This window comes from Flavihumibacter sp., from assembly GCF_036676075.1.
In the GTDB taxonomy this organism is placed as follows: domain Bacteria; phylum Bacteroidota; class Bacteroidia; order Chitinophagales; family Chitinophagaceae; genus Flavihumibacter.
This window is the reverse complement of record NZ_JAKFDQ010000010.1, coordinates 406,170-430,604: the sequence shown is the minus strand read 5'-3', so window position 1 is coordinate 430,604 and position 24,435 is coordinate 406,170. Positions and strand designations below refer to the sequence as shown.

19 protein-coding genes are annotated in these 24,435 nt (G+C 44.7%); 13 read left to right on the top strand and 6 right to left on the bottom strand.

The annotated features are described in order from the left end of the window. Nucleotides 1–4: 4 nt before the first annotated feature. From V6M43_RS13460 to V6M43_RS13440, 5 genes are read left to right on the top strand one after another with little or no spacing between them, the layout of a single operon-like run. On the top strand, nt 5–1,285 hold the full coding sequence (locus V6M43_RS13460; protein WP_332736070.1) for a M16 family metallopeptidase: 1,281 nt from the start codon (nt 5–7) through the stop codon (nt 1,283–1,285). Nucleotides 1,286–1,317: 32 nt separating this feature from the next. After that, entirely contained in the window at nt 1,318–1,821 is a 504-nt protein-coding gene (locus V6M43_RS13455; protein ID WP_332736068.1) for a DUF4251 domain-containing protein, read from the top strand. Nucleotides 1,822–1,858: 37 nt separating this feature from the next. Continuing rightward, nucleotides 1,859–2,200 (top strand): phage holin family protein, encoded by a 342-nt coding sequence (locus tag V6M43_RS13450; protein ID WP_332736066.1) that lies wholly within the window; start codon nt 1,859–1,861, stop codon nt 2,198–2,200. Between the two features lie 8 nt (nt 2,201–2,208). Then, a complete protein-coding gene (locus tag V6M43_RS13445; RefSeq protein ID WP_332736064.1) occupies nt 2,209–4,215 on the top strand; it encodes an alpha-ketoacid dehydrogenase subunit alpha/beta in 2,007 nt (668 codons plus the stop codon). A 54-nt stretch (nt 4,216–4,269) separates the two neighbouring features. Further along, the gene (locus V6M43_RS13440; protein ID WP_332736062.1) at nt 4,270–8,694 is read left to right on the top strand and encodes a PKD domain-containing protein; all 4,425 of its coding nucleotides are present in this window, start codon (nt 4,270–4,272) and stop codon (nt 8,692–8,694) included. A gap of 17 nt (nt 8,695–8,711) precedes the next feature. Here the strand turns inward: V6M43_RS13440 and V6M43_RS13435 are convergent, their stop codons facing one another. Then, entirely contained in the window at nt 8,712–10,529 is a 1,818-nt protein-coding gene (locus tag V6M43_RS13435) for an ABC transporter ATP-binding protein (RefSeq protein WP_332736060.1), read from the bottom strand. Further along, nucleotides 10,526–11,725, bottom strand: a complete 1,200-nt coding sequence (locus tag V6M43_RS13430) for a dipeptidase (RefSeq protein ID WP_332736058.1) — start codon at nt 11,723–11,725, stop codon at nt 10,526–10,528. Before V6M43_RS13430 ends, V6M43_RS13435 begins: the two co-directional genes overlap by 4 nt. A 232-nt stretch (nt 11,726–11,957) precedes the next feature. Here V6M43_RS13430 and V6M43_RS13425 point away from each other — a divergent pair, with 232 nt between their 5' ends. Continuing rightward, nucleotides 11,958–12,167, top strand: a complete 210-nt coding sequence (locus V6M43_RS13425) for a YgaP family membrane protein (RefSeq protein ID WP_332736056.1) — start codon at nt 11,958–11,960, stop codon at nt 12,165–12,167. On the opposite strand, the gene V6M43_RS13420 is transcribed toward V6M43_RS13425, so the two are convergent. The 4 genes from V6M43_RS13420 to purN are packed head-to-tail and all read right to left on the bottom strand — an operon-like array spanning nt 12,168 to nt 14,492. After that, the gene (locus V6M43_RS13420; RefSeq protein WP_332736054.1) at nt 12,168–12,293 is read right to left on the bottom strand and encodes a hypothetical protein; all 126 of its coding nucleotides are present in this window, start codon (nt 12,291–12,293) and stop codon (nt 12,168–12,170) included. Continuing rightward, nucleotides 12,290–12,706: a hypothetical protein gene (locus V6M43_RS13415; protein WP_332736052.1), complete on the bottom strand. Its 417-nt coding sequence runs from the start codon at nt 12,704–12,706 to the stop codon at nt 12,290–12,292. The genes V6M43_RS13420 and V6M43_RS13415 overlap by 4 nt, the downstream gene beginning before the upstream one ends. Nucleotides 12,707–12,744: 38 nt before the next feature. Next, the gene (locus tag V6M43_RS13410; RefSeq protein WP_332736051.1) at nt 12,745–13,512 is read right to left on the bottom strand and encodes a hypothetical protein; all 768 of its coding nucleotides are present in this window, start codon (nt 13,510–13,512) and stop codon (nt 12,745–12,747) included. Between the two features lie 47 nt (nt 13,513–13,559). Beyond that, nucleotides 13,560–14,492, bottom strand: coding sequence for a phosphoribosylglycinamide formyltransferase (purN, locus tag V6M43_RS13405; protein ID WP_332736049.1), 933 nt, complete (start codon nt 14,490–14,492; stop codon nt 13,560–13,562). A 222-nt stretch (nt 14,493–14,714) separates the two neighbouring features. Between purN and V6M43_RS13400 the strand changes: the two genes are divergently transcribed. The 7 genes from V6M43_RS13400 (at nt 14,715) to V6M43_RS13370 (ending at nt 24,435) form a co-directional block, all read left to right on the top strand. Beyond that, nucleotides 14,715–15,944 carry a c-type cytochrome gene (locus tag V6M43_RS13400; RefSeq protein WP_332736047.1) on the top strand — a complete coding sequence of 410 codons (1,230 nt, stop codon included), beginning with the start codon at nt 14,715–14,717 and terminating at the stop codon, nt 15,942–15,944. 63 nt (nt 15,945–16,007) lie between these two features. Further along, nucleotides 16,008–19,163 (top strand): TAT-variant-translocated molybdopterin oxidoreductase, encoded by a 3,156-nt coding sequence (locus tag V6M43_RS13395; RefSeq protein WP_332736045.1) that lies wholly within the window; start codon nt 16,008–16,010, stop codon nt 19,161–19,163. 113 nt (nt 19,164–19,276) lie between these two features. Then, on the top strand, nt 19,277–20,716 hold the full coding sequence (gene nrfD, locus V6M43_RS13390; protein WP_039130536.1) for an NrfD/PsrC family molybdoenzyme membrane anchor subunit: 1,440 nt from the start codon (nt 19,277–19,279) through the stop codon (nt 20,714–20,716). Between the two features lie 42 nt (nt 20,717–20,758). Next, nucleotides 20,759–21,352, top strand: coding sequence for a DUF3341 domain-containing protein (locus V6M43_RS13385; RefSeq protein ID WP_332736042.1), 594 nt, complete (start codon nt 20,759–20,761; stop codon nt 21,350–21,352). 21 nt (nt 21,353–21,373) lie between these two features. After that, complete coding sequence (locus V6M43_RS13380) at nt 21,374–22,030, top strand: c-type cytochrome (protein ID WP_332736040.1); 657 nt, start codon at nt 21,374–21,376, stop codon at nt 22,028–22,030. A 43-nt stretch (nt 22,031–22,073) separates the two neighbouring features. Next, nucleotides 22,074–23,291: a quinol:cytochrome C oxidoreductase gene (locus tag V6M43_RS13375; RefSeq protein WP_332736038.1), complete on the top strand. Its 1,218-nt coding sequence runs from the start codon at nt 22,074–22,076 to the stop codon at nt 23,289–23,291. A 76-nt stretch (nt 23,292–23,367) separates the two neighbouring features. Beyond that, entirely contained in the window at nt 23,368–24,435 is a 1,068-nt protein-coding gene (locus V6M43_RS13370; protein ID WP_332736036.1) for a cytochrome c oxidase subunit II, read from the top strand.

Below are 24,435 nucleotides of genomic sequence, written 5' to 3'. Positions count from 1 at the left end.
GAAAATGATCAATCGCAAAATAGCACCGCCGATAAAAGATGCCGTAGAATTTGATCTCCGGTTAAAGCCTTATGATAAATATGTGCTACGGAATGGTGTGGAAGTATATGCAGTGAATGCAGGTGCAGAAGAAGTGATACAGGTGGAGTGGGTATTCTGGGCCGGCAACTGGTATGAGGAACAGAACCTTGTTGCTCCTGCCACCAACTTTCTCCTTAAGAACGGAACAAGTAAGAAAACTGCATTTGAGATCAATGAGCATTTTGATTATTATGGTGCTGCGCTTAGTCGGGCCTGTTATAATGAAACGGCTACTATCAACCTGCATAGTTTAACCCGGCATCTCGACAAGTTATTACCTGTTGTAAGGGAGCTCGTAACAGATGCTGTTTTTCCCCAGGAAGAACTTGCCTTATACCAGCAAAACAACCGCCAGCGGCTAGAAGTGAATCTGAAGAAGAATGATTTCGTAGCCAATCGACTGATTGATGAATATCTCTTTGGATTTGATCATCCATATGGAAGGTATAGTCGATTTGAAGACCTTGCAGCATTGGACCGTAATTCGTTACAGGCATTCTATGACAAGTATTATAAGAATGGGAAATGCATCATTTTTGTGGCGGGTCGACTTCCACCAAATATTTTTGAGCAGCTTGATGCTAGTTTCGGAGATCTTCCCCTGCATAATAATGAAACGCTGAAACGTATACATATCACCAAGCCTGCCGAAGAAAAAAAGTATCGCATCATCAATGACCCCAACGGCGTGCAGGGTGCAATCCGATTGGCAAGGGATTTCCCCAATCGTCATCATCCGGATTTCTTTGGAGTACAGGTGTTGAATGCTTTGTTTGGAGGTTTTTTTGGTGCAAGGCTGATGAATAATATCCGGGAGGACAAAGGTTATACATATGGCATCTACAGTTATCTGCAAAACCATATCCAGCAGGGAGCATGGATGGTTTCAACTGAAGCTGGCCGGGATGTATCAGAAGCAACCATCACAGAAGTATATAAAGAGATGGAATTGTTGCGAAATGAACTGGTTGAGGAAGATGAACTGATGCTGGTTCGCAATTACCTTATGGGTACTATACTAGGTGACCTTGATGGCCCATTCCATATTATTGGAAGATGGAAGAATATTATTCTTAATGACCTTGATGAAAGTTTTTTCTATAAAACCATTGAGACCATCAAAACCATTCCTGCTACTGAGCTGCAGATATTAGCCAATAAATATCTTGATCCCAAGGATTTTTATGAGCTGGTGGTGGTTTAGGGTGTAACTTGTTATTATCTAAACATCATTATATGAAGCAAATACATCTGTTGATTTTCCTGCTTGCGATGATGGTCTTTTCTATTGCATGCTCTTCAGGCAAGCAGGCGGCCAGTGCGTTGTCAGAAGCAGAGGTGAAGGAAATGCTTGAAGCACAGAACTTTCGGTTCAATGCACGCTATGTACAACCTGCGGGAGGCCGTTCCAGGATCATAACGGGCACTTACACGCTTGATGTTACAAAAGATAAGGTAGAAGCAGATCTTCCCTATTTCGGCCGTGCCTACCAGGCACCGATAGGTAGTGGTGATGTGGGAATGAAATTCAAAACAACAGAATTCAATTATACAACGGAAGCAGGAAAACGGGGAAGCAGTAAAATAATCATTAAGCCAAAAGACGCCAGTGCCAATGATATCCAGGATATATACCTGACTGTTTTTCCAAATGGATCAGCTGATCTGCGCATTGTTTCCATTAGCCGGCAGGCTATTTCATATATAGGAGAACTGTCCTCCATTCCTATTGTGAAATGAATGTTATTTAAGCCTTAACTTAGGCAAAACAACCACCATGAATTTTCTGATTCGCCTGCTGATTACAGCCATCGTAGCATTCGGATTATCTTACTTGTTGCCTGGCATACAAATGGATTCGTTTGTTACCGCAATTATACTTGCCATTGTTCTCGCTATTCTCAACACATTGATAAAACCCTTGCTGGTATTACTTACGCTTCCTATCACCATTATAACGCTGGGTATATTTCTGCTTGTTATCAATGCACTGATCATTCTCCTGGCCGATAAACTGGTTGACGGATTTCATACCGATGGCTTCTGGACAGCCCTGCTCTTTAGCATTGTTCTTTCTGTAACAACGTCACTTATTACTTCCGTGAGTACCAAAGACTGATCATTATCATGATTTTTGATAGAAAGGATCTCAGCAACGATACACTTGTAAGCTTTTATAAAAGCATTCTGCTTCCCCGGATGATCGAAGAGAAAATGCTTTTATTGCTTCGACAGGGTAAGATCAGCAAATGGTTCAGTGGCATTGGGCAGGAAGCTATTTCTGTTGGAGCCACACTTGCCCTCCAGCCTGATGAATGGATAATGCCGCTGCATAGAAACCTTGGCGTTTTCACTACCCGCAATATGCCATTGGGTAAACTCTTCATGCAATGGCAGGGAAACAAAGAGGGTTATAGCAAAGGCAGGGAGCGGAGTTTTCATTTTGGCAGCAGGGCGCATCATATCTGTGGAATGATCTCCCATCTTGGCCCACAATTGGCCATCGCTGATGGCGTTGCACTTTCCTATAAGTTAAAAGAGCAGGCGAAGGTGAGTCTCGCTTTTACAGGGGACGGGGGAACAAGTGAAGGTGATTTCCATGAGGCATTGAACGTAGCTGCTGTATGGGACCTGCCGGTAATTTTTATAATTGAGAATAATGGTTATGGATTAAGTACGCCGGTGAATGAGCAATATAAGTGTGAGAGCCTGGTAAGTCGCGCAAAAGGTTATGGTATGGAAGGAGTTCGAATTGATGGTAATAACCTGTTGGAAGTATATGATACCATCTCCGGCATTCGTGATTATTGTATCCGTGAACAGAAACCTTACCTGGTTGAGTGTATGACATTCCGTATGCGTGGGCATGAGGAAGCAAGTGGAACAAAATATGTTCCGCCTCATTTGTTTGAAGAATGGGCATCGCGTGACCCTGTGAAGAAGTTTGAAGAGTGGATGATATTGCAGAATATCCTCACCTATTCAGCCATCGAATCCATGAAAGCCGAAATCAAAGATTCTATTGATAAGGAGCTGGCAACAGCAGCATCTTCACCGGTTTTGATTCCTGATGAGGCAGAAGAATTGAGGGATGTTTATTCGGATGAAAAGATTGATAATGACGAGCAAGAAGCCATAGTTAGTCATATCGCCGGAGAAGAGAAGGATTCAAAGGACCTGCGTTTTATTGATGCCATAAAAGAAGGATTGTATTTATCCATGAAACGCCATGAGAATCTGGTGCTGATGGGGCAGGATATTGCTGAATATGGTGGTGCATTCAAAATCACTGATGGTTTTGTACATGAATTTGGTAAGGCCAGAGTAAGAAATACACCCCTTTGTGAAAGCGCCATCCTCGGTACTGCATTGGGATTATCACTGGAAGGCTTTAAGAGTATGGTGGAGATGCAGTTTGCCGATTTCGTGAGTGTAGGATTAAACCAGATCGTCAATAATTTTGCAAAGTTACATTATCGCTGGGGGCAGCATGCCGATGTGGTAGTCAGGATGCCAACAGGTGCGGGAGTGGGTGCAGGTCCCTTTCATAGTCAGAGCAACGAAGCCTGGTTCATTCATACACCCGGATTAAAGGTGGTATATCCTTCCACCCCTGAAGACGCTAAAGGTTTGATGATCGCCGCTATTAATGACCCCAATCCCGTAATGTTCTTTGAACATAAAGTATTGTACAGGAGTATCAGCGGACCAGTACCTGCCGGATATTACGAAACACCAATTGGAAAAGCAAGGCTTGTACAGGAAGGATCCGATCTAAGCATCATCACATATGGTGCTGGTGTTCATTGGGCCATGGAATATGCACTGCAGCATCCTGCAGTAAGTTTTGATATACTTGATCTGCGCACATTATTGCCACTGGATTATAATGCCATTTCCGATTCGGTTGGTCGTACAGGTAAGGTGGTCATTTTACATGAAGACACACTTACAGGTGGCATTGGAGGCGAGATCAGTGCCTGGATAAGTGAGCATTGTTTTGAACAACTGGATGCACCCGTTATGCGCTGCGCCTCACTGGATACGCCAGTGCCTTTCAACCTGGAGCTGGAAAAAATATTCCTTGCAAAATCGCGGTTGGGTAAGGTGGTGGAAAAGTTGCTGAATTATTGATAATTCAACGTTTAGCTATTATTTTAGCGCTGCCTCTGAACCTAAAGCCGCCAGATGACCCGTTTTTATAATCTTATCCTTTTGCTGCTGTGCAGCACCAGCTCGCTATTTGCACAACTAAGGGCTGATTTTCAACCTTCACAAGCTGGCGGATGTAGTCCGCTGATGATGCAATTCACCAATACCAGCTCAGGGGCTGGTCCATCCGCAACATATGAATGGGACTTTGGCAATGGCAACCGGTCTGCCCTCCGCGATGCAGGTTCTCTTTACATTGATATTAAATCTTATACGGTAACCCTAACAGTTAGGGATGGTAATAATAGCTCCACTGTAACAAAAGAAATTGTAGTATATCCATCACCGGTAGCAGATTTTAAAGTTGAGAATTATAAGGTCTGCATACCCGACCAGGCCATATTCACCAGCACATCCACCACCGCCTTCGGAAATATCAGTAGTTATTACTGGGATTATGGAGATGGGCAAACAGAGCAGGGTTATACAGCCAGCCAGGGTCATGCTTATGGCTTTCCACAGGAGCCATCAGTGTCGCTAACTGTTACCAATAATTTTGGTTGCCATGCCACTGTTAAGAAAGACAAAGTGGTTAAAGTACTCCCTGCCATTCAGATGGTTTTCTCCGCTGATCAGCAGGTGCTTTGTAAGGTATCCGATCCTGTAAAATTCAGCAACAGCAGTACTGGCCCTGGCAGTTTAAGTTATGCATGGGAATTTGGGGATGGTAATAAATCCACTCTTAAAGAGCCTTCACATGTATTCAATAAAAAAGGCATCTATACCGTTTCGCTCAAAGCGACCAGTTCAGAAGGGTGTACAGTAACACAAACACTAACTGATTATCTTAACGTAGCATCTTATTCGTCCGACTTTGATCTACCTGCTGAAATTTGCCAGGATAACTCACTTGAGATTGTTGCACGCGGAACACCAAATCCCAGTTCCAGCAATTGGTATATGAACGGACAGCTTATCAGCAGCTGGGGGCCCAACATCTGGCAGTACTTCCCTGACGTAGAAAAGCGAACATATAAGCTGGTAAACTTTTTTGGTAATTGTCCGGATACAGTAGAGAAATCATTAATCGTAAAACCTCGTCCGCGGGTGGATGGATTTCTTAACGAGTTACAGAATTTTTGTGGAGCACCTGCAACAGTAAAGTTTAAGGATACTACCAGCACTGCTGTTTCCTGGGGATGGGATTTCACCAACAATTATACGGAGGACATTACTGATACGAAGCAGGAAACCAGCAAAACCTTTGACTATGATGGATGGCACTATACAAGGCTAAAAGTCACCAATAAGGAAGGTTGCTCCAGCTATGCAGAAAAATTTTCTGTTGTAGAGCGGCCATCTGTAGAGGTATCTGTGGTCTCATCTACATCTACGGGCGAACCATTAAGTTCCTGTGAGCCGTTCAAAATTAAATTCAATGCTACAGGTACTTATGAGATCGCGAGTTATAAATGGAACTTTGGTGATGGAGGAAGTTCAACTGAAGCAGAACCAGAGTATGCCTTTAACAAGAAGGGAAATTATATTGTAAGCCTGGAATACGTCTTTAAGAATGGCTGTAAAGGTAGTACTACCTATCCATCAGCGGTTCGGTACCTGGGACCTGCAGAGGCAGACTTTAAGGTTTTAACCCCCGGACAGATAGTTTGCGGACAAACCCCGGTCCAGATCCAATCGCAGAGCTCACCCGGCTCTTTTAATGAAGGCTATAATTGGATTATAAATGATATTTATATCGGGTACTCCTCAAATTTCTACTACCAGTTTAGTGATACAGGAAAGTATACGGTTAAACTTATTGCGTATAACGGAGGTTGCAGTGACACAATGACTAAAATTGATTACCTGGATGTGAGGCTTCCCTTTCCCCGAATTCAACAGGTTCAGAATTCCTGTGAAGATGACCATGGGCTTGTAACGTTTACTCAGGATACCAAAGGTGGGTTGAGCTGGGAGTGGGATTTTGGTGATGGAACAAAACAATCCATGTCGTCCAACACAGCACAAACTACACATAGGTATAAGAAAACAGGTACCTATAAAGTAATGCTCTCTTCTACTAATGGCAGTTGTACTGTTAAAGACTCAACCACGGTAATTGTTATGCTGAAACAAAAGCCTCAATTATCTTCAACTATAACACAGGTTTGTCCCGATGGGATTGTCCCATTTACTATTTCAGGCATAGAGAAAAATCCATATTTCACACATAGGTATGGATATATTACACGTTTTGAATTTGAAGATGGTAGTCCTTTTAATGGAGCTATACTTGATAATTATGATTATTCCTATCTTACCAGCATGCCGTATAATAACCGCCTTAGCGGGTTTCCGGAGGGCAAGGAAAATTTGCGGGTGATAATCAGTCAGGAATATTTCAACTGTCCGGATACAAGTAATTTTATCAATCTGCGGGTATTAGGAACTACGCCAGTCTTTACTGTTGAATCGGATAAAAAATGTTATACAGAGCCAGTGATCTTTAAAGACGCCACCATCACTTCGGGAACCCAGGTTACGAGCTGGGAATGGGATTTTGGTGATGGTTCAAAAGAAGTGAAAACAAGCGGCGGTACCATATCACATCTTTACAACGAACCAGGTACTTATTATGCACGGCTAACGGTGAAGGATGGTAGCGGTTGCGCATCGTCCTCCCAATATTATTCAAAGGAGGTAATCGTTAAAGGTCCTAAGGCAAGCTTCAATGCTTCTGCCTCTGATGTACATCTTAACTCAACGATATGGTTTTATAATAGCACCAATGCTTCCCACACCGGCAATGTGAGTTATAGCTGGGATCTGGGAGATGGAACCAGATCCAATGATTTTTATCCTGTACATACTTATACAAAAGCGGGAAATTATAAGGTGGTATTGGTTGCAAAGGATCTTGAAACGGGTTGTACTTCCAGTTGGACGCAGACCATCACCGTGCGTGATTTTAATTATGGCTTCACAATGAATACTGGATTTGTAACTGGCAGTGGATGTCCACCTGTTGTAGCGCAATTCTATAATACATCCCTGAATTATACCAGGATGGTTTGGGATTTTGGTGATGGTTCAACGCTGCAGGATGTTGTCCATCCCCGGCATGTTTATGAGAAACCCGGTAAGTATTTTATTGTATTGAATGTATATGGGCACAATGGCCTGGAAGGTACCTTCCGCGATTCTATCACGATTGGCGTTCCCATGCCCGCATTTGAAGCAGCGGCCAAAGAATTATGTCCGGGACAACCAATGCAATTGCGATCCACTGCGGGCAACTATGCCAACTATGCATGGGATTTTGGCGATGGCAGTATCAGTAGAACATCGGCCGACTCGGGTACTCATCCCTACATGACTCCAGGATCTTATACACCTCGTTTATTGGTGACTGATAGTAACGGATGCAAAGCTGCTGTTACTTTAAAGGATCCCATTATAATAAGACCATTACCCCAGGTAACATTAACACCTGTAAATCCCCAGCTATGTGCCGGTAGTTCGGTGCAGCTGCAGGCAACGGGCGGAGTATCTTATAACTGGTCACCGGCTTCAGGTTTATCAAATGCATCTATTGCGAATCCTGTTGCAAACCCCGGGGTTACTACAACATATACCTTAATAGTGAAGGATGCTATTGGCTGCAGTGCAGAAGCAAGGCAAACAATTACGGTTGTGCAGCCAAGCACCATGCAGGTATCAGCTGACAAGGTGATCTGTGCCGGGGAATCAGTGAGTCTAGTAGCAGGTGGTATGAATAATTATCAATGGATCGGCACTGTTACCGGTCTGAGCAATACCGTTATCGCTAATCCGGTTGCGAATCCTGCCACAAGTACAACGTATACAGTTGTAGGTACTGATAAAGAAAAATGTTTTTCTGATACAGCTTTGATCAATGTCAAGGTGAATCCATTGCCCACTGTTGATGCTGGCGAAGGGGGAGTGGTGCTGGCAGGAAATCCTGTTACATTATTACCTACCGGGTCTTCTGATATTGTATCATGGGATTGGTCACCTGCTCGTGACCTCAATTGTACCAATTGCCAATCACCCACCAGTACGCCCAGGCAGGAAACCACCTATACTGTCACTGTTCGTAATGCAGCGGGTTGTATGGCTTCTGATACTATCACCCTGAAACTTCGATGCGCAGCAGAAGGTGCTGCTATCCCGAATGCGTTTACCCCTAACGGTGATGGCAGGAATGATCTGTTCGTAATTCAGGGGGTGTCATTTGTAAAGCATCTTGTGATATATAATCGCTGGGGTGCAAAAGTATTTGAGAGAAGTAATTTCATTCCTTCGGACCGTGCATCCTGCTGGGATGGTAACGTTAATGGCAAACCAGCCCCTGGTGAAACCTATGTGTATGCCGTGGAATTGGAATGTGAACCCGGTAAATCATTCCCAAGAAAAGGAGCGCTGGTACTGATAAGATAATAACCTGTTAAAGCCGATCATCCTTCCAGCGATTCGCCCGGAACCGGAATATCTGTCTCCGTTTCAATTACAGACGGTTCGGCAATTGGTAAAGGCGCACGTTCCCCGATCTGCTGACGCCACATGGCATAATATAATCCCTTTTGTTCCAGCAATTCTGAATGCCGTCCCTGTTCAGTGATCCGGCCTTTTTCAAGTACAAAGATTGTATCGGCATGCATGATGGTGGATAGCCGGTGTGCAATAAGGATTGTCATCTGCTTTTTCTCCGCAGATATTTCGCGGATGGTTGCTGTGATCTCCTCTTCGGTTATGGAATCGAGTGCAGAGGTGGCCTCATCAAAGATGAGCAGGCGTGGTTCTCTAAGCAATGCGCGCGCAATGGCAAGCCTTTGTTTCTCCCCGCCGGAAACTCTTTTGCCCCCTTCACCCAGTACCGAACTGAGCCCCCTTTCTGTATTGGTGATGAGGTTAGTGCAGGAAGCTTTATCCATGGCAGCTAGTATCTGCTCATCAGTTGCATCAGGTTTTACAAAGAGCATATTGTCGCGGATGGTTCCTGAAAACATTTGTGTTTCCTGCGTAACGAATCCGAGTTGACGCCTAACCCTGTTATAGCGTATATTCCTCACCGATATATCATCAATCCTGATATCTCCTTCAACCGGTGAGTATAATCCCACCAGCAATTTAACAAGTGTTGATTTCCCCGAGCCGGAGGGACCTACGAATGCAATGGTTTCACCCAATTTGATGGAGAAGGAAATATTTTCCACCGCATTCTGTGAAGCGTTTTTGTGTCGGAAGGTTACGTTTTCGAAGCGGAGGCTTTCCATGGCCTCAACATCGATGGGTTCTTCCGGCCTGTATTCCGGCTCCTTCATCATCAGGTTATTGAACACCTGGAGCGAAGCTTCTGCTTCACGGTATTGTAGTATAATATTGCCCAGGTCCTGCAAGGGCCCGATTATACCGGTGGAGATAAACTGCATTGATATCAGTTCACCTGTTGTCAGAACATTCCGAAAGATCAGCCATAGGAGTATAAAGAGAATGGACTGTTTAAGCAGATTCAGTGTGGTGCCTTGCAGGAAAGATAAAGTCCGCACTTTCCTCGTCTTTTCCATTTCCAGATCAAAGATTCGCTGTGTCTTTTCACGGAGGCGACGGATCTCTGAATAGGTGAGTCCAAGGCTTTTCACCAGCTCAATATTGCGGAGCGATTCTGTGATGCTTCCACTCATCATATTGGTCTGTTTCACCACTGCCCGCTGGATGGTTTTAATTTTTCGGCTAAGCAGGCTCGTGAGCCCTCCTAATAATACCACACCTATAAGAAAAACCGGAATAAGAGCCCAGTGTTTTGTAATGGCATACCAGATCAGGAAGGCAATACCTACAAAAGAAGAGAACAGGATGTTGATGAAGGAATTAATGAAACGTTCTGTGTCATTGCGCACCTTCTGAAGTTTGGAAAGTGTTTCGCCACTGCTCTGGTCTTCGAAGCCCTGGTAAGGTAATCTGAGTGTTTGGCGAAGGCCATCATTGAAGATCTGCATCCCGAACTTCTGCACTACCAGTCTTACCACATAATCCTTGAAGGTAGAAGCTATCCTGGCGAGCAGCGCCACCCCTACAGCAATCACCAGCAGCCAGGTAACACCACTGATCCTTTCCTTTTCAGGAAGATTAGCGGGATTGAGGGCATAGGTATCGATCACTTTACCAAAGATGATAGGATCATAAAGCGATAGGATCTGGGCTATAGCCGCAAGGCCCAGGGCCAAAAATACCCACCCCCTGTAAGGCTTGAGATATGTCCATAATATTTTCATGATGCGGGACCAGCTTTTCTAAACAGGCGGATAAAGTTGCCACCTAATATTTTTCGGATGTCTTTTTTTGAATAACCTCTTACCAGAAGGGCAGAAGTTATCAATGGCATGTCCTCCACACCATCAAGATCCTGAGGTGCAGAATCTATGCCATCAAAATCAGAACCTAATCCCACATGGTCTACACCCACCAGTTTTACAATATGATCCAGATGCTCCATCAGTACATTCATGGAAGGACGCAGCTCTTCTGCTTCAACGGGGAATAGTTTGCTGATCTCCTCATCAACCTGGTAAGACGGAAGGTTAAGGGCTTTAAGTGAATCCAATTGTTTTTTATGCCTTTGCTGGAATGCATCCTTGTTCCTGTTATAGTTGCTGTCTAAAAAACCGCTGTAAAAATTCAGATGAATTACGCCTCCGTTCCGGGCGATTGCTTTGATCTGCTCATCAGTGAGATTACGGGGAACAGGACAAAGCGCATGTACGCAACTGTGAGATACAATAACCGGCCTTGTGGTTGTTTCAAGAGCATCATAAAATGTTCTGATGCCAACATGACTGAGGTCCACCATCATACCAAGTTCATTCATTCGCCGAACCACCTGACGGCCAAAATCCGTTAAACCTTTTTGTGTGATTGTTGTGGGTTTACCAGCATCCAGATTGGTTTCATCCCACGCAGAGCTGGCCCATGAAGTTGAATTGTTCCAGGTGAGGGTGAGGTAGCGGGCTCCCCTGTTAAAGAGACTATCGAGGTATTGCAGGTTATCTTCTATCATATGGCCGCCTTCCACTCCTTTCATTACGCCGAGTTTTTTTGCCCTAACTGCTTCCCGGAGTTCCCTACTATTATTAACTGCAATCAGTTTTGAAGGGTTACGGGCAACGATAGCATCCAGGGAATCAATTTCCCGGAGGGCCATTTTGAAAGCAGTACCCTTGCCAAATCTTTCATCACAAAAGATGGAGAAGATCTGGATGTCAACACCACCCTTGTGAAAACGCGCTATATCACTATGGGTTTTACCTGAAAGATCATCTTCAATATTAAGTCCCTTTAGAGTGGCTGAACTAAGAACATCATTATGGGTATCTACAACAATACTTTTTTCATGAAAATTCTTCTGGCCAATTACATGAAATGTACAGAAAGTAAAAACTGCTGTTATCCAATATTTTGCTGTTGTGATCATATGGCTGATTGTACTCCAATTTACCTAATTCAACTGATGGAGAACAACATGAGTGGAGCATAGTTCATATAGATCAATGACGGAGATCAGTTTTTTTGGTATGGATTAGGAGTACATTCACAAACAATATAACCGGACATGTGGAAAAAGCTTTTGGCTGTATGCCTGGCCTGTTTAGGAATTGCACTTGCAATTGCCCTGCTCATCCGATTATTTAACTAAATCAAGCAGCATGAAAAAGAACATGGGAAACACGGATCGCATCATCCGCCTGGTGTTGGCAGGAGTATTTGCATACCTGTATTTTGCAGGCATCGTCACCGGCACTTGGGGTATAGTATTGCTGGTGCTTGGGGTGGTATTTGTGCTCACAAGCCTGGTTGGATTTTGCCCCCTTTACACCCTGGTTGGCATGAATACCTGCGGTACACGTAAGGTATAGTCACTCACTGCCTTTGTCGCCCACAAACCATTGTTCCTTGTTACGGAAAAGAACATTGAAAGTGGTTAGTGAGCCGTAGATGCGGGTGATATATTGTTGCAGGTTCACCTTGTCTTCATCGCTCAATATTTTGTGGCGTTGATCTGCTGTTCCATGACCCTAAGCCGGTCGCGGAGCATAACGATCTTGTGAAAGAAAACATCAATAGGAATATCTTTTGGCTTGAGTGAGTTGTCACCGGGCTGAAGTACCATTGTGCCTCCTTTCCATCTGTCACCAAGTGGAACCATTTCGCCAACGCCATTCCACAACCGAAGTATTTTAAGAAGGGATCGCTCCACTTCTGAGTGGGTCTCTATTTCCTCCGACACATTTTCCGGAATTATCTCTTCAAGATGTGGATCATTCTTATCTACTTCTTTAATACCATGATGAATAAAGGAGATGAGATAGGTCGCATAGCGGATGCCTACAATAACACCTGGGCCTTGCTGGGTATGCTGCAACCGTGTTCCGATGCCAAGAGTCAATTGGTCCATAGTAGAAAGGATGGTTTATTAATGAAGGTCGGAAATGTCTACCATTCTTCGCGGCGGCCATAAATTTTTCCGCCCATGGCTTTGATTCTTTTGTACTGCTCCCCCGCCTTTTTCATGTACTCTAGCAATTCGTATTCAGAGGCTTCTGTTACAAAATCGTAAGGAGGTGAATAATACCTGGTAAAGGTGTCTATATCAGTCCCCATCAATCCTGTCACTTTTCGGATCTTGGCTCTTGAGAAGCGGTACTCCACATATTTATCCTGTTCCTCCCGCAACAACCTCTGCTGGAAGGAGGCTATGCTGCGTGTGCGGCGGAATCGAAACACATTTATCAATTGTTCAAGATCCAGTCCCACCCCGAAATTGCCAGAGGCAGGAGCGGAGGAACTTAGCCCCAGTCCGGGTTTCTTGAAATCGAAAACCTTGGCATAGTCCTGCCGGTTTTGCATGGAATCCTGTCTGTAGTCGCGTGGCATTACCCTGATCTCCTTAAGCGTGGTAACATTTACATGAAGAGCTATGTCAAACTGGTGAACAGCAGGGATCGTGTTGACAGCATATTTAGGCGTAGGCTTACCAAGGTAGGAGAAGTAAAGAGAATCATCTTCGGCTACCACTATAGAATATCGCCCCAGTGAATCAGTGGTGGTACCCCTTCCCTTTGTACTTAGAACACTTACGGAGCGCAGGGGGAAGGTCCTGTTCATTTCAAACACGGTACCGCTCACCCGAACCTGTGCCTGCATGGGACTGAAAGCCGCCATCAGAATGATAAACAGGGTTATGCGGAAGAAGGGTCTCATGATTGGGTTTACAACAGTACGACCAATTAGCGGTACTCCAAACAGCGTTAATGATTTTTAACGAGTTGTGAAAGAATTGCCTCTTCTACCACCCGTGGGAAATGCGCATGTTCAAGGGCATGGATTTTTTCAGCAAGGGTTTCGGGGGTCTCGCCATCTTCTACCCTGCAGGTGGCCTGGAAAATAGTGGCTCCATGGTCGTATTGTTCATCAACGTAGTGGATAGTAATCCCTGATTCTTGCTCACCTGCTGCTATCACGGCTTCATGTACAAATTTTCCATACATGCCCTTGCCACCATATTTAGGAAGCAGGGCGGGGTGGATATTGATCATGCGCGATGGGTAGGCAGCTACAAGTGCCGGCGGTATCTTCCAGAGAAATCCAGCCAGAATAATAAAGTCGATCCCAATCTCCTTTAACAAAGGAATATAGGAATGACCGCGAAAGAACTCTTCCTTTTCAATCAGGAAAGTGGGAACGCCAAAGTCTTTCGCTACGTCAAGTACTCCCGCCGCAGGTTTGTTACTTACAACGAGCGCCACTTTTATGCCGGGATGTTTGCTGAAGTGTTCCAGGATCTTTCGTGCATTGGTACCTGTGCCTGAAGCAAAAATAGCCAGGTTAACGGGGGAAGATTTTTCAGTTGATGATGGAGCCTGGGTGGAGGGGGAATTTAAGTTTGGAGAAACAGGCAGGTTTTTTTGCTTCCCGGTAAATCGGGCGGCTATACGGGCCAGGTAGTTTCTGAAAAAAATAAACTGCCCCATGGGTATACTTACCAGAATAACCATTAGTGGCCAGATAAGCGTCATCACTATAATATATATAATGACCCACACTATCCCATCAACTGGTATGAGGTTCATTATTCTTCGGCCTATCATACCGGTTAGGGTGCCACCCAGGGCAAAGGTCAGGAGGATGATGAATAGCTGGACAGGGCCCACCTTCCACTTCTCTTGAAATTTTTGAAACATGCCGCAAACTAAGTAGAAATGTTTGAACAAAACTGTTTACGGATGATAGTAAATGACTATCTGTATAATTGCACAATTCGCTGAAATGCAAGCCCTATGCGGCTAAAAAAAAAAGAGGGATGTTGATATATTGTCAATAACGTGTCATATTTTTGCCACCGAATCGCAGCATTTTAACATTACCAACGACATTTCCAGCTTATGATAGCCTATAGATCGATTGTGAAGAAAATAATTCTCTCTGTACTTCTTCTCACTGTTGTTTGTTTTGATAAGCAAGTTTTGGCCCAGGATGGTAAAGCGCTGTTTCAGCAGAACTGTGCTTCCTGTCACGCGGTTGCAAAAGACCTGACCGGCCCTAAACTGGCTGGTATTGAAGAACGTGTTCCCGATAAGAAGTTGCTTTATGCCTGGATCAGAAACAATCAGGCGGTACTGGCAACCGGTAATAAATACTTCACTGACCTCTATAACCAGTGGAACAAAACAGCGATGAACCTCTTCCCCAACCTCACCGATGAAGAGATCGCTGCAATGATTACCTATGTAAACACGGAAGCTGCAAAGGCTACCGCAAAGCCTGTTGCAGGTGATGGCAGTGCCGCAACGCAGGCCCAGCAATCGGATAACAGCCTTCTTTTCGGAATCCTCACACTGATCCTGGCAATCATTGTATTGGTATTGATGCAGGTGAATTCAAACCTGAAGCGGCTTAGTGATGAGAAGGATGGAATACCATCTTATGAGCCAGTTCCTTTCTACAGGAATAAAGCATACATCGCCCTGTTTGCAGTAATTCTGTTTATTGTAGGCGGTTATTATACCATTCAGGGTGCTATTGGACTGGGCAGGTCAAAAGACTACCAGCCCGAGCAGCCAATTTATTACTCGCATAAAGTGCATGCCGGTACAAACCAGATCAATTGCTTATACTGCCATGGTGGAGCACAGCAAGGCAAGCATGCCAATATCCCATCCCTCAATACTTGTATGAACTGTCATATGGCAATCAACGAGTATGCAGGAGAGAAACTCTATCGCGAGGATGGAACTGAAGTGAATGGTACAGAAGAGATTAAAAAATTGTATTCTTACACTGGTTGGGATCCTGACCAGAAAAAATATGTAAACGAGCCCAAACCAATTGAATGGGTAAAGATTCACAACCTTCCTGATCATGTTTATTTTAACCACGCCCAGCACGTAACAGCAGGGAAAGTGGCCTGCCAGACATGTCATGGTGAGGTTCAGGAAATGGGCGAAGTTTATCAGTTCACAGACCTTAGTATGGGTTGGTGTGTTAACTGTCACCGCGAAACCAAAGTGCAGTTCACCGACAACAAATTCTACAGCATTTACGAGAAGTTCCACAATGATCTTAAGAACGGAAGCATGGACAGTGTTACTGTTGAGAGCATTGGCGGTACAGAATGTCAGAAATGTCATTATTAAGAGCATTGCAATAAACCATTTTTCATCACCAAAAAATCAGAGCCCCTTCAGGGGTTTGGGTATATGGAGCAAAAAAAGTACTGGCAAAGTTTCGGTGAGTTAAATAACTCAGAAGCCCATCAAAAGAGCGCACAGGACGAATTCAGGGAAGAATTACCCTTTGAGAGTTTTGATGCTGAAGGCTTAGGAGATGCTAAGACTCCCCGTCGCGACTTCCTTAAATACGTGGGTTTCAGCACTGCCGCTGCAGCATTGGCAGCCAGTTGTGAAATGCCTGTAAAGAAAGCGATCCCTTTTGTGAATCGTCCTGTGGACATCACTCCGGGTATCCCTAATTACTATGCAACCACCTATGTTTCAGGAGGTGATGCTATTCCTGTTGTGGCCAAAGTGAGAGATGGTCGTCCAATCAAGATCGAAGGCAATGAATTGAGCAGCTGGACCAAAGGGGGTACATCAGCGCAGGTACAGGCATCTGTACTTGATTTGTATGATACGGCGCGTCTGCGTTTTCCCATGGCCAATGGCAAAGAAGTAAGTACTCTTGATGCTTTTGATAAAATGGTAGGGGAGGCAATGGCTTCTCTGGGGGCTGCTCCAGTAGTATTGCTTACAAGTACAGTGAATTCTCCCTCTTCAAAACAGGTCGTAACTGAATTTCTCGCTAAGTATCCGGGTGGTCGTCATGTACAATATGATGCAATTTCCTACAGCGGTATGCTGCTGGCTAACGAAGCTTCATATGGAAGACGAGCTATCCCTTCTTATAATTTCGATACGGCAAAAGTGATTGTGAGCCTGGGGGCTGACTTCCTGGGAACCTGGCTCAATCCTGTTGAATTTGCACGTGCCTATACAAAGGGTCGCAAGATCGATGAGAAGAATATCTCCATGAGCAAGCATTACCAGTTTGAAGGTATGCTTAGCATGACAGGCGCCAATGCCGATGAGCGCTTCACTCATCGCCCTTCCGAAACAGGTGCCGTTGCTGCTTCCATCCTGGCTTTACTTAATGGTGGAGCTGTTTCAGGCGTAACTGGTGATAAGCTGAAGCAGGGCATTGCAAAGGTTGCAAAAGATCTTGCAGCTAATCGCGGGCAAGCCCTGGTTGTAAGCGGTAGTAATGATGTGAATGTTCAGGTAATTGTAAATGCCATCAATGAGGCCATCGGCGCAAACGGCACAACTATCAACTGGGGAGCTCCCATGCAGAATAAGGCAGGCATCGATTCTGAGATGGCTACACTGGTAAACGAAATGAATGCCGGTACCGTGGGTGCTGTTCTTATTTATGATGTGAACCCTGCGTACGATTATTATGATGCGGCTAAATTCATCAGTGGATTAAAGAAAGTTCGTGTTTCTGTTTCCTTCAATGAGAAGATGGATGAAACAACTGAACTCTGTAAATATATTCTTCCATCCAACCATTACCTCGAAAGCTGGGGTGATGCGGAACCCAAGGCTGGTTATATCAGTCTTATGCAGCCAACCATCTCTCCTCTTTTCAAAACAAGGCAGTGGCAGGATAGCCTGCTGAAGTGGTCTGGAAATGCAACCACCTATGCCGATTACCATAAAAATTTCTGGACCACGAAGCTTGGCAGCAATGAGACCTACCTGAAAGCTATGCAGGATGGCGTAATTGAACCAGCAACAGCTCCCGCTGGTGCAGGAGGATTCAATGGCGGTGGTGTTGCAGCTGCAGTAACAAGTATTGCAAGTGCAAAAAAGGGCGGTAAAGTAGAAGTAGTGATTTACCAGAAAGCATCCATCGGTGATGGCCGTCACGCTAATAACCCATGGCTGCAGGAAATGCCCGACCCCATTACCCGTGCAACATGGGACAACTACGTAATGATGAGCCCGGTTAAAGGGAAGGAACTATTTGAAATAGACCTCACCAACAATACGCAGGCCGACCAGTATGAAGCCTTCCCTGAAAAACCCGTGCTCAAGGTTAAAGTTGGTAATAATGCAGAAGTTGAATTGCCTGTACTCCTGATACCTGGTATGCATCCCGATACCATTGCTATCGCAGTAGGTTATGGCCGCAGTGAGAAAATTGGAAGGGCAGCCACAGGTGTAGGTAAAAATGTATTCCAGTTTGCCTCTTTCAATGGAACAACTGTTCTTAATTACGCAGATGCTACTATCGAGAAAACTGCTGCAAAATATAAAGTGGCAACCACGCAGACGCACTCTTCCTATGAAGGCCGTCATGAAGTGGTGAAGGAAATTACACTTGATGAATTCAAGAAAAATCCAACCAAAATCCTCGATGGACGTGCCAAGGAACTTGAGCCATGGGGTGGACTTGAGAATTATGAGAAAGATGGTACCCTATATCCTGTTTTTGATAAGCCGGGTATCAAGTGGGGTATGAATATCGATATGAACAGCTGCTATGGCTGTGGTGCATGCGTAGTGGCCTGTACTGCTGAGAACAACGTTTCTGTTGTTGGAAAGCCGGAGGTGTTGCGGGCACATGATATGCACTGGCTGCGGATCGACCGTTATTTTGCAGGTAATATCAATGATGCGGAAAGTATCCAGACCGTTTTCCAGCCGATGCTTTGCCAGCACTGCGACAATGCTCCATGTGAGAACGTTTGTCCGGTTGCTGCCACCAACCACAGTTCAGAAGGATTGAACCAAATGACCTATAACCGTTGTATCGGAACAAGGTATTGCGCAAACAACTGTCCATATAAAGTTCGCCGATTCAACTGGGCTGATTACACAGGTGCTGATAGCTTTGGCGATAACATGGATGGCGCCATCGGTTCTAACACCGTCATCAATATGATGAATGATGATCTTACACGTATGGTCCTGAACCCTGATGTAACTGTAAGAAGTCGTGGTGTGATCGAGAAATGTTCTTTCTGTGTTCAGCGTTTGCAGGAAGGTAAACTGGAAGCAAAGAAAGCCGGTCGTCCACTTGAAGACAGGGATGTAAAAACTGCTTGTCAGCAGGCATGTTCCGCTGATGCAATTGTTTTCGGAAACGTCAACAACAAGAATAGTGCAGTTTCAAAGGAGCGTGCTGATAATAAGAATCGCTTATTCTATGTTCTGGAGCAGATCCACGTTTTGCCGAATGTAAGCTACCTTGCAAAAGTGCGCAACACTGATACACTTAGTGTTCATGCAGAACATGCAGCAGAAACGCATGAGGCGCCTGCGGCAGGAAGCAAACCAGAGGCAGCGCACTAATAGTATTAGTCAGAGGTTGAAGGGCAAAAGGCGATCAACCTTATATATAAAGAAGAAGTTTTAAAACCAACAAGCAGAAAGGGTAAAACCTTGAAGCTAAACGCTTATACGATATGGCATCATTAAGATACGAATCGCAGGTAAGGGAACCACTGGTGACAGGTACTAAGACCTATCATGATGTTACACAAGACATCGTTCGCCCCATAGAGATGAAACCATCTTTTCTATGGAAGGTTGGCTTCACCATTTCTGTACTCTTGTTATTATTCGGGGTGTATTCTGTTTACCGTGAAGTTGTTTATGGTATCGGGGAGTGGAACCTGAATAAGACAATTGGCTGGGGTTGGGATATCACCAACTTCGTATGGTGGGTTGGTATTGGTCACGCAGGAACGCTGATCTCCGCGATCCTCCTCCTGTTCCGCCAGGGATGGCGTACTGGTGTGAACCGTGCAGCTGAAGCGATGACAATTTTTGCGGTTATGTGCGCCGGTCAGTTTCCTATCTTCCACATGGGTCGTGTCTGGATGGCCTTCTTTGTACTGCCTTATCCCAATACCCGCGGACCATTATGGGTAAACTTCAGTTCTCCTCTATTGTGGGACGTATTTGCGATCTCAACTTATTTCACTGTATCTCTCCTTTTCTGGTACTCAGGTCTGTTGCCCGATATCGCAACAGTACGTGACCGTGCCCGTGAGAAATGGAGAAAACATATGTACGGAGTTCTTTCCTTTGGCTGGACAGGTTCTACCAAGCACTGGCAACGTCATGAGGCATTGTCGCTGGTACTAGCCGGATTAAGTACACCTCTTGTACTTTCTGTTCACACTATCGTATCCTTTGACTTTGCCACCTCTGTAATCCCGGGATGGCATACCACCATCTTCCCGCCATACTTCGTGGCAGGGGCGATCTTCTCTGGATTTGCGATGGTACAAACGCTACTTATAATAACACGCAAAGTGCTGAACCTGGAAGATTATATCACCATGGAACACATTGAAGTGATGAACAAGGTGATCGTACTTACAGGATCAATTGTAGGTGTTGCCTATATAACCGAACTCTTCATTTCGTGGTATGGTCAGAATGTTTATGAGATGGCTGCCTTCCAGAACCGCTGGGATCTCAGTACACCTTATGGTTGGAGTTACTGGCTCATGATGGGTTGTAACGTTCTTGCACCACAGTTCTTCTGGTTCAGAAAACTAAGAAGGAACCTGCTCTTCACATTCTTTATGAGTATCATTGTTAACGTGGGTATGTGGTTTGAGCGTTTTGTGATCATCGTTACTTCTGTATACAGGGATTATATTCCAAGTAGCTGGAGTACCTATTATGCACCAACTATCTGGGAGGTTGGCTTCTACCTCGGAACCTTCGGATTGTTCTTTACCTGTTTCTTCCTCTTCGCTAAATATTTTCCTGTAATCGCTATTGCAGAGATCAAGCATATATTGAAAAAGAATGGTGAGAGCTTTAAGGAAAATATGGTTGAAGAAGAGAGGGCAACACCAGAGAAATTTGCGCATGAGCATGCTCACTAATAGAAGGTAAGTTCAAAGACATTAACAACGAATTTTTACAAGATGGCAATAAAGAAATTTGTAGTAGGCAGTTTCGATGACGAAGCGGTTCTGTTTCCTGCGGTGAAGAAAGTTCGCAAGGCAGGATATAAGATCCATGACGTATATACGCCTTTCCCTATCCATGGCCTCGATCAGGTGATGGGCCTCCGGGATACCAGCCTGCATACAGCGGGATTCATCTATGGCATTACAGGAACAGCAACAGCCCTGTCTTTCATGGGATGGGTATTCACGCGAGACTGGCCATTGAATATTGGCGGTAAACCCAATTTCCCTCTGCCGGCATTCATTCCCATTACTTTCGAATTGACCGTTTTGTTTTCTGCGGTGGGCATGGTGCTTACATTTTGTTATCTCTGCCAACTGGCTCCCTTCGTGAAGAAGCACCATTTCCATGAAAGGGCTACTGATGATCTTTTTGTAATGGTACTAGAGTGCACCAGCCGCACCAATGAAGATGATGCAAAAGCATTCCTGGCTTCAGTAGGAGCAAAGGAAATTAATGTGCAGGTTGCCGAGGCCGACTGGTGGTTGGGTCGCTATGACAAGGATGAGAAGTTGTTTGAGAATAAAGCGGAAAAAAGTTTAGCATAACAAAGAAAGTACTTACCAGAGATGAATAAGATATCAATCATAGCTGTTTGTTTAGGGGCACTGGTCTTTTCTGCATGCAGCGATATAAAGCGCACACCAGGCAAGGCTTATATGCCTGATATGCAATATAGCAGGGCAGTGGAAACCTATTCTGATCCCCGTGAATTACAGGCCGAAGGCATTAATTATAATGCAAGGCCCGTAGCAGGTACAATTAGCAGAAGTGCGGATGTTATCTATCAGCACTTAGCTGATACCACCGGCGGATATATTACATCTTCCTCCCTTCGTAACCCGCTTCCCTATCTCGATACATTGCAGACTGTTGAGGCTGAAAGGCTTTACCTTATCAACTGTGGTATTTGCCATGGTACCAAGCTCGACGGTAATGGTCCATTGTACAAGGGCGGTGATGGTCCATATGCAGCCAAGCCGGCAACACTCGTTGGCGACCCACTTTATGAAGCAATGTCAGAAGGCACCATGTTTTATTCCATTACCTATGGAAAGAACCTGATGGGATCTTATGCAACACACCTTACACCTAAACAGCGTTGGGAAGTGGTTCATTATATCAAGGCAAAACAACGTGAAGCAAAAGGAGAAGCAACACCGGCAACCGCGCCGGCAGATGCAACTGCCCCGGCAACAGATTCAACAGCTACAGCAGCTAAATAACTGATACTGACAACCGATTTGACCAAACGATAAATTATTGAGAATGTCTTTCAGAGAACAGTTTGAAATACCCGCGAAGTACAAGATGTGGTCGATGATCCTCATGGCGGTTGGATTGGTTTCCATCCTCATAGGCTACTTCCTTTATGGTGCGGGTGATGAGCACCAGAATGCACGTTTCTGGGGAGTGTTACTTTACAACAGTGTTTACTTCCTTTTGGTTGTAAACGCCGCGATGTTTTTCATCTGCGCAACAACGCTCGCTATGGGTGGATGGCAATTATCTTTCCGCCGCGTCAGTGAGGCAATATCGGTTGCCGTTATTCCAATCGGAATCATTTCTTTTGTTATCCTGATCGCACTGGTACTGGGTCACCAGCATCATATTTACCATTGGCTAACACCAGGCGATGATAAACTCATACTTGGTAAAAAAGCCTTCCTTAACCCTACATTTTTTATTGTCTGGACTATTCTCACCATTGCCGGTTGGATCCTGCTTGGTGCAAGAATGAGAAAGATCAGCGCTGAACTTGATGAGCGCGGCCCTCTCAATAAAGAAGAAGGTAAACGCTATGTATATAAAACTACTGTATGGGGATCACTCTACCTGGTGTGGTTTGCATTAACAGTGGCATCAACTGTTCCATGGTTATGGTTCATGAGTATCGACGCACACTGGTACAGCACCATGTATAGCTGGTATACTTTCGCTTCATCATTTGTTGCAGGTATTGCCCTGATGACCCTCTTCGTTATTTACCTCAAGAACCATGGATACCTCGAACTGGTAAACCAGGAGCACCTCCATGACCTCGGTAAATTCATGTTTGCATTTTCTATCTTCTGGACATACCTCTGGTTCAGCCAGTTCATGCTGATCTGGTACGCTAACATTCCGGAAGAGACAGTATATTTCAAACACAGGGTGCAGGGTCCGTACAGGGGTATTTTCTTCCTTAACCTGATCATCAACTTCCTGGCACCATTGCTGATTCTGATGAGAAGAAGTTCTAAACGCAACTATACGCTTTTGGTATTCATGTCGGTATTGATCCTCTTTGGTCACTGGATCGATTTTTACCAGATGGTGATCGGTAGTATTTCAAAAGATCATGTGGAGCTTAACCTCTTTGATTTTGGTGTGGCAGCGGGCTTCATAGGCCTGATCATGTGGAGTACGGGTAATGCTCTTACCAAACGTTCACTGGTGGTAAAAAATCACCCTTTCCTCAAGGAGAGCATAATTCACCATACCTGATTAAGAGGGTTAACTTTAAACAAAAGCTGATAGTACAAGCATTCATTCAAAACTTTGTATAAACACGGTATAAAACATGTCAACTTTATTAATCATAGCGATCCTGTTGTTGGGTTTTATCGTGGTCTTCCAGATCGCAAAAGCCAGCGAGTATGTATCCGTGCTGAAGGGGGAGAAGAAAACCTTTGAGCAGAATAATAAAATCAATGGATTCCTGTTGCTGGCCTTTCTCATCCTTGGATTGATAGGGGTGTATTGGTGTAATGAACTTTTCAAAGGCAAGATCCTTGGAGAAGCTGCTTCAGACCATGGAGAGAAGATCGATACGATGCTCTATATCACTATAGCCATTACAGGCGTAGTTTTCATCATAACGCAAATCCTTCTTTTCTGGTTCTCTTATAAGTACCAGTACTCAGAAAAGAGAAAACCTTATTACTTCCCCCACGATAACAAACTGGAGATCATCTGGACTGTTGTTCCGGCAATCGCCTTAACAGTGCTGGTTGGATTTGGTCTTTTCTATTGGTTCAAGATCACCGGTGATGCTCCGAAAGAGGCCAACGTGATCGAAATAACAGGAAAGCAGTTTGGCTGGATCTACCGTTACCCGGGAAAAGACAAAGTATTCGGTAAGAAATACTATAAGAATATCAACGAAGGTCAACTCAACCAGCTTGGTCTGCTTTGGGAGGACAAGGCTGCACAGGATGATATCGTTACCAACGAAGCTATGTATATGATTGTTGGAAGGCCGGTGAAACTGGTGATCAATAGTCGCGATGTAGTGCATGATGTTGGTCTGGTACATTTCCGTATGAAGATGGACGCTGTACCAGGCACACCTACTACCATGTGGTTCACGCCGAAGTATACAACTGCACAGATGAAAGAGAAGACAGGTAATCCTGATTTTGAATATGAGATTTCCTGTGACCAGATGTGTGGTAAGGGTCACTATTCAATGAAGGGTATCGTTAAAGTGGTGGAGCCTGCAGAATACCTGCTCTGGCTGGCCAAGCAGAAGCCTAACTATGTTATGTCAAACCCTCCTGCTGAAACGGCACCCGCCACGCCGGCAGCACCTGCGGCTGACAGCACGGTAACGGCCGCCACAGAAATAAAGAAAACATTATCTAATTAA

Excerpts from the sequence above, each read along its gene's own strand:
- V6M43_RS13455 (WP_332736068.1), top strand. The coding sequence starts at position 1,318 with ATGAAGCAAATACATCTGTTGATTTTCCTGCTTGCGATGATGGTCTTT.
- V6M43_RS13415 (WP_332736052.1), bottom strand. The coding sequence starts at position 12,706 with ATGGACCAATTGACTCTTGGCATCGGAACACGGTTGCAGCATACCCAG.
- V6M43_RS13440 (WP_332736062.1), top strand. The coding sequence starts at position 4,270 with ATGACCCGTTTTTATAATCTTATCCTTTTGCTGCTGTGCAGCACCAGC.
- V6M43_RS13425 (WP_332736056.1), top strand. The coding sequence starts at position 11,958 with ATGAAAAAGAACATGGGAAACACGGATCGCATCATCCGCCTGGTGTTG.
- purN (WP_332736049.1), bottom strand. The coding sequence starts at position 14,492 with ATGTTTCAAAAATTTCAAGAGAAGTGGAAGGTGGGCCCTGTCCAGCTA.
- nrfD (WP_039130536.1), top strand. The coding sequence starts at position 19,277 with ATGGCATCATTAAGATACGAATCGCAGGTAAGGGAACCACTGGTGACA.
- V6M43_RS13435 (WP_332736060.1), bottom strand. The coding sequence starts at position 10,529 with ATGAAAATATTATGGACATATCTCAAGCCTTACAGGGGGTGGGTATTT.
- V6M43_RS13395 (WP_332736045.1), top strand. The coding sequence starts at position 16,008 with ATGGAGCAAAAAAAGTACTGGCAAAGTTTCGGTGAGTTAAATAACTCA.
- V6M43_RS13370 (WP_332736036.1), top strand. The coding sequence starts at position 23,368 with ATGTCAACTTTATTAATCATAGCGATCCTGTTGTTGGGTTTTATCGTG.
- V6M43_RS13445 (WP_332736064.1), top strand. The coding sequence starts at position 2,209 with ATGATTTTTGATAGAAAGGATCTCAGCAACGATACACTTGTAAGCTTT.
- V6M43_RS13430 (WP_332736058.1), bottom strand. The coding sequence starts at position 11,725 with ATGATCACAACAGCAAAATATTGGATAACAGCAGTTTTTACTTTCTGT.
- V6M43_RS13380 (WP_332736040.1), top strand. The coding sequence starts at position 21,374 with ATGAATAAGATATCAATCATAGCTGTTTGTTTAGGGGCACTGGTCTTT.
- V6M43_RS13375 (WP_332736038.1), top strand. The coding sequence starts at position 22,074 with ATGTCTTTCAGAGAACAGTTTGAAATACCCGCGAAGTACAAGATGTGG.
- V6M43_RS13385 (WP_332736042.1), top strand. The coding sequence starts at position 20,759 with ATGGCAATAAAGAAATTTGTAGTAGGCAGTTTCGATGACGAAGCGGTT.
- V6M43_RS13460 (WP_332736070.1), top strand. The coding sequence starts at position 5 with ATGATCAATCGCAAAATAGCACCGCCGATAAAAGATGCCGTAGAATTT.
- V6M43_RS13410 (WP_332736051.1), bottom strand. The coding sequence starts at position 13,512 with ATGAGACCCTTCTTCCGCATAACCCTGTTTATCATTCTGATGGCGGCT.
- V6M43_RS13450 (WP_332736066.1), top strand. The coding sequence starts at position 1,859 with ATGAATTTTCTGATTCGCCTGCTGATTACAGCCATCGTAGCATTCGGA.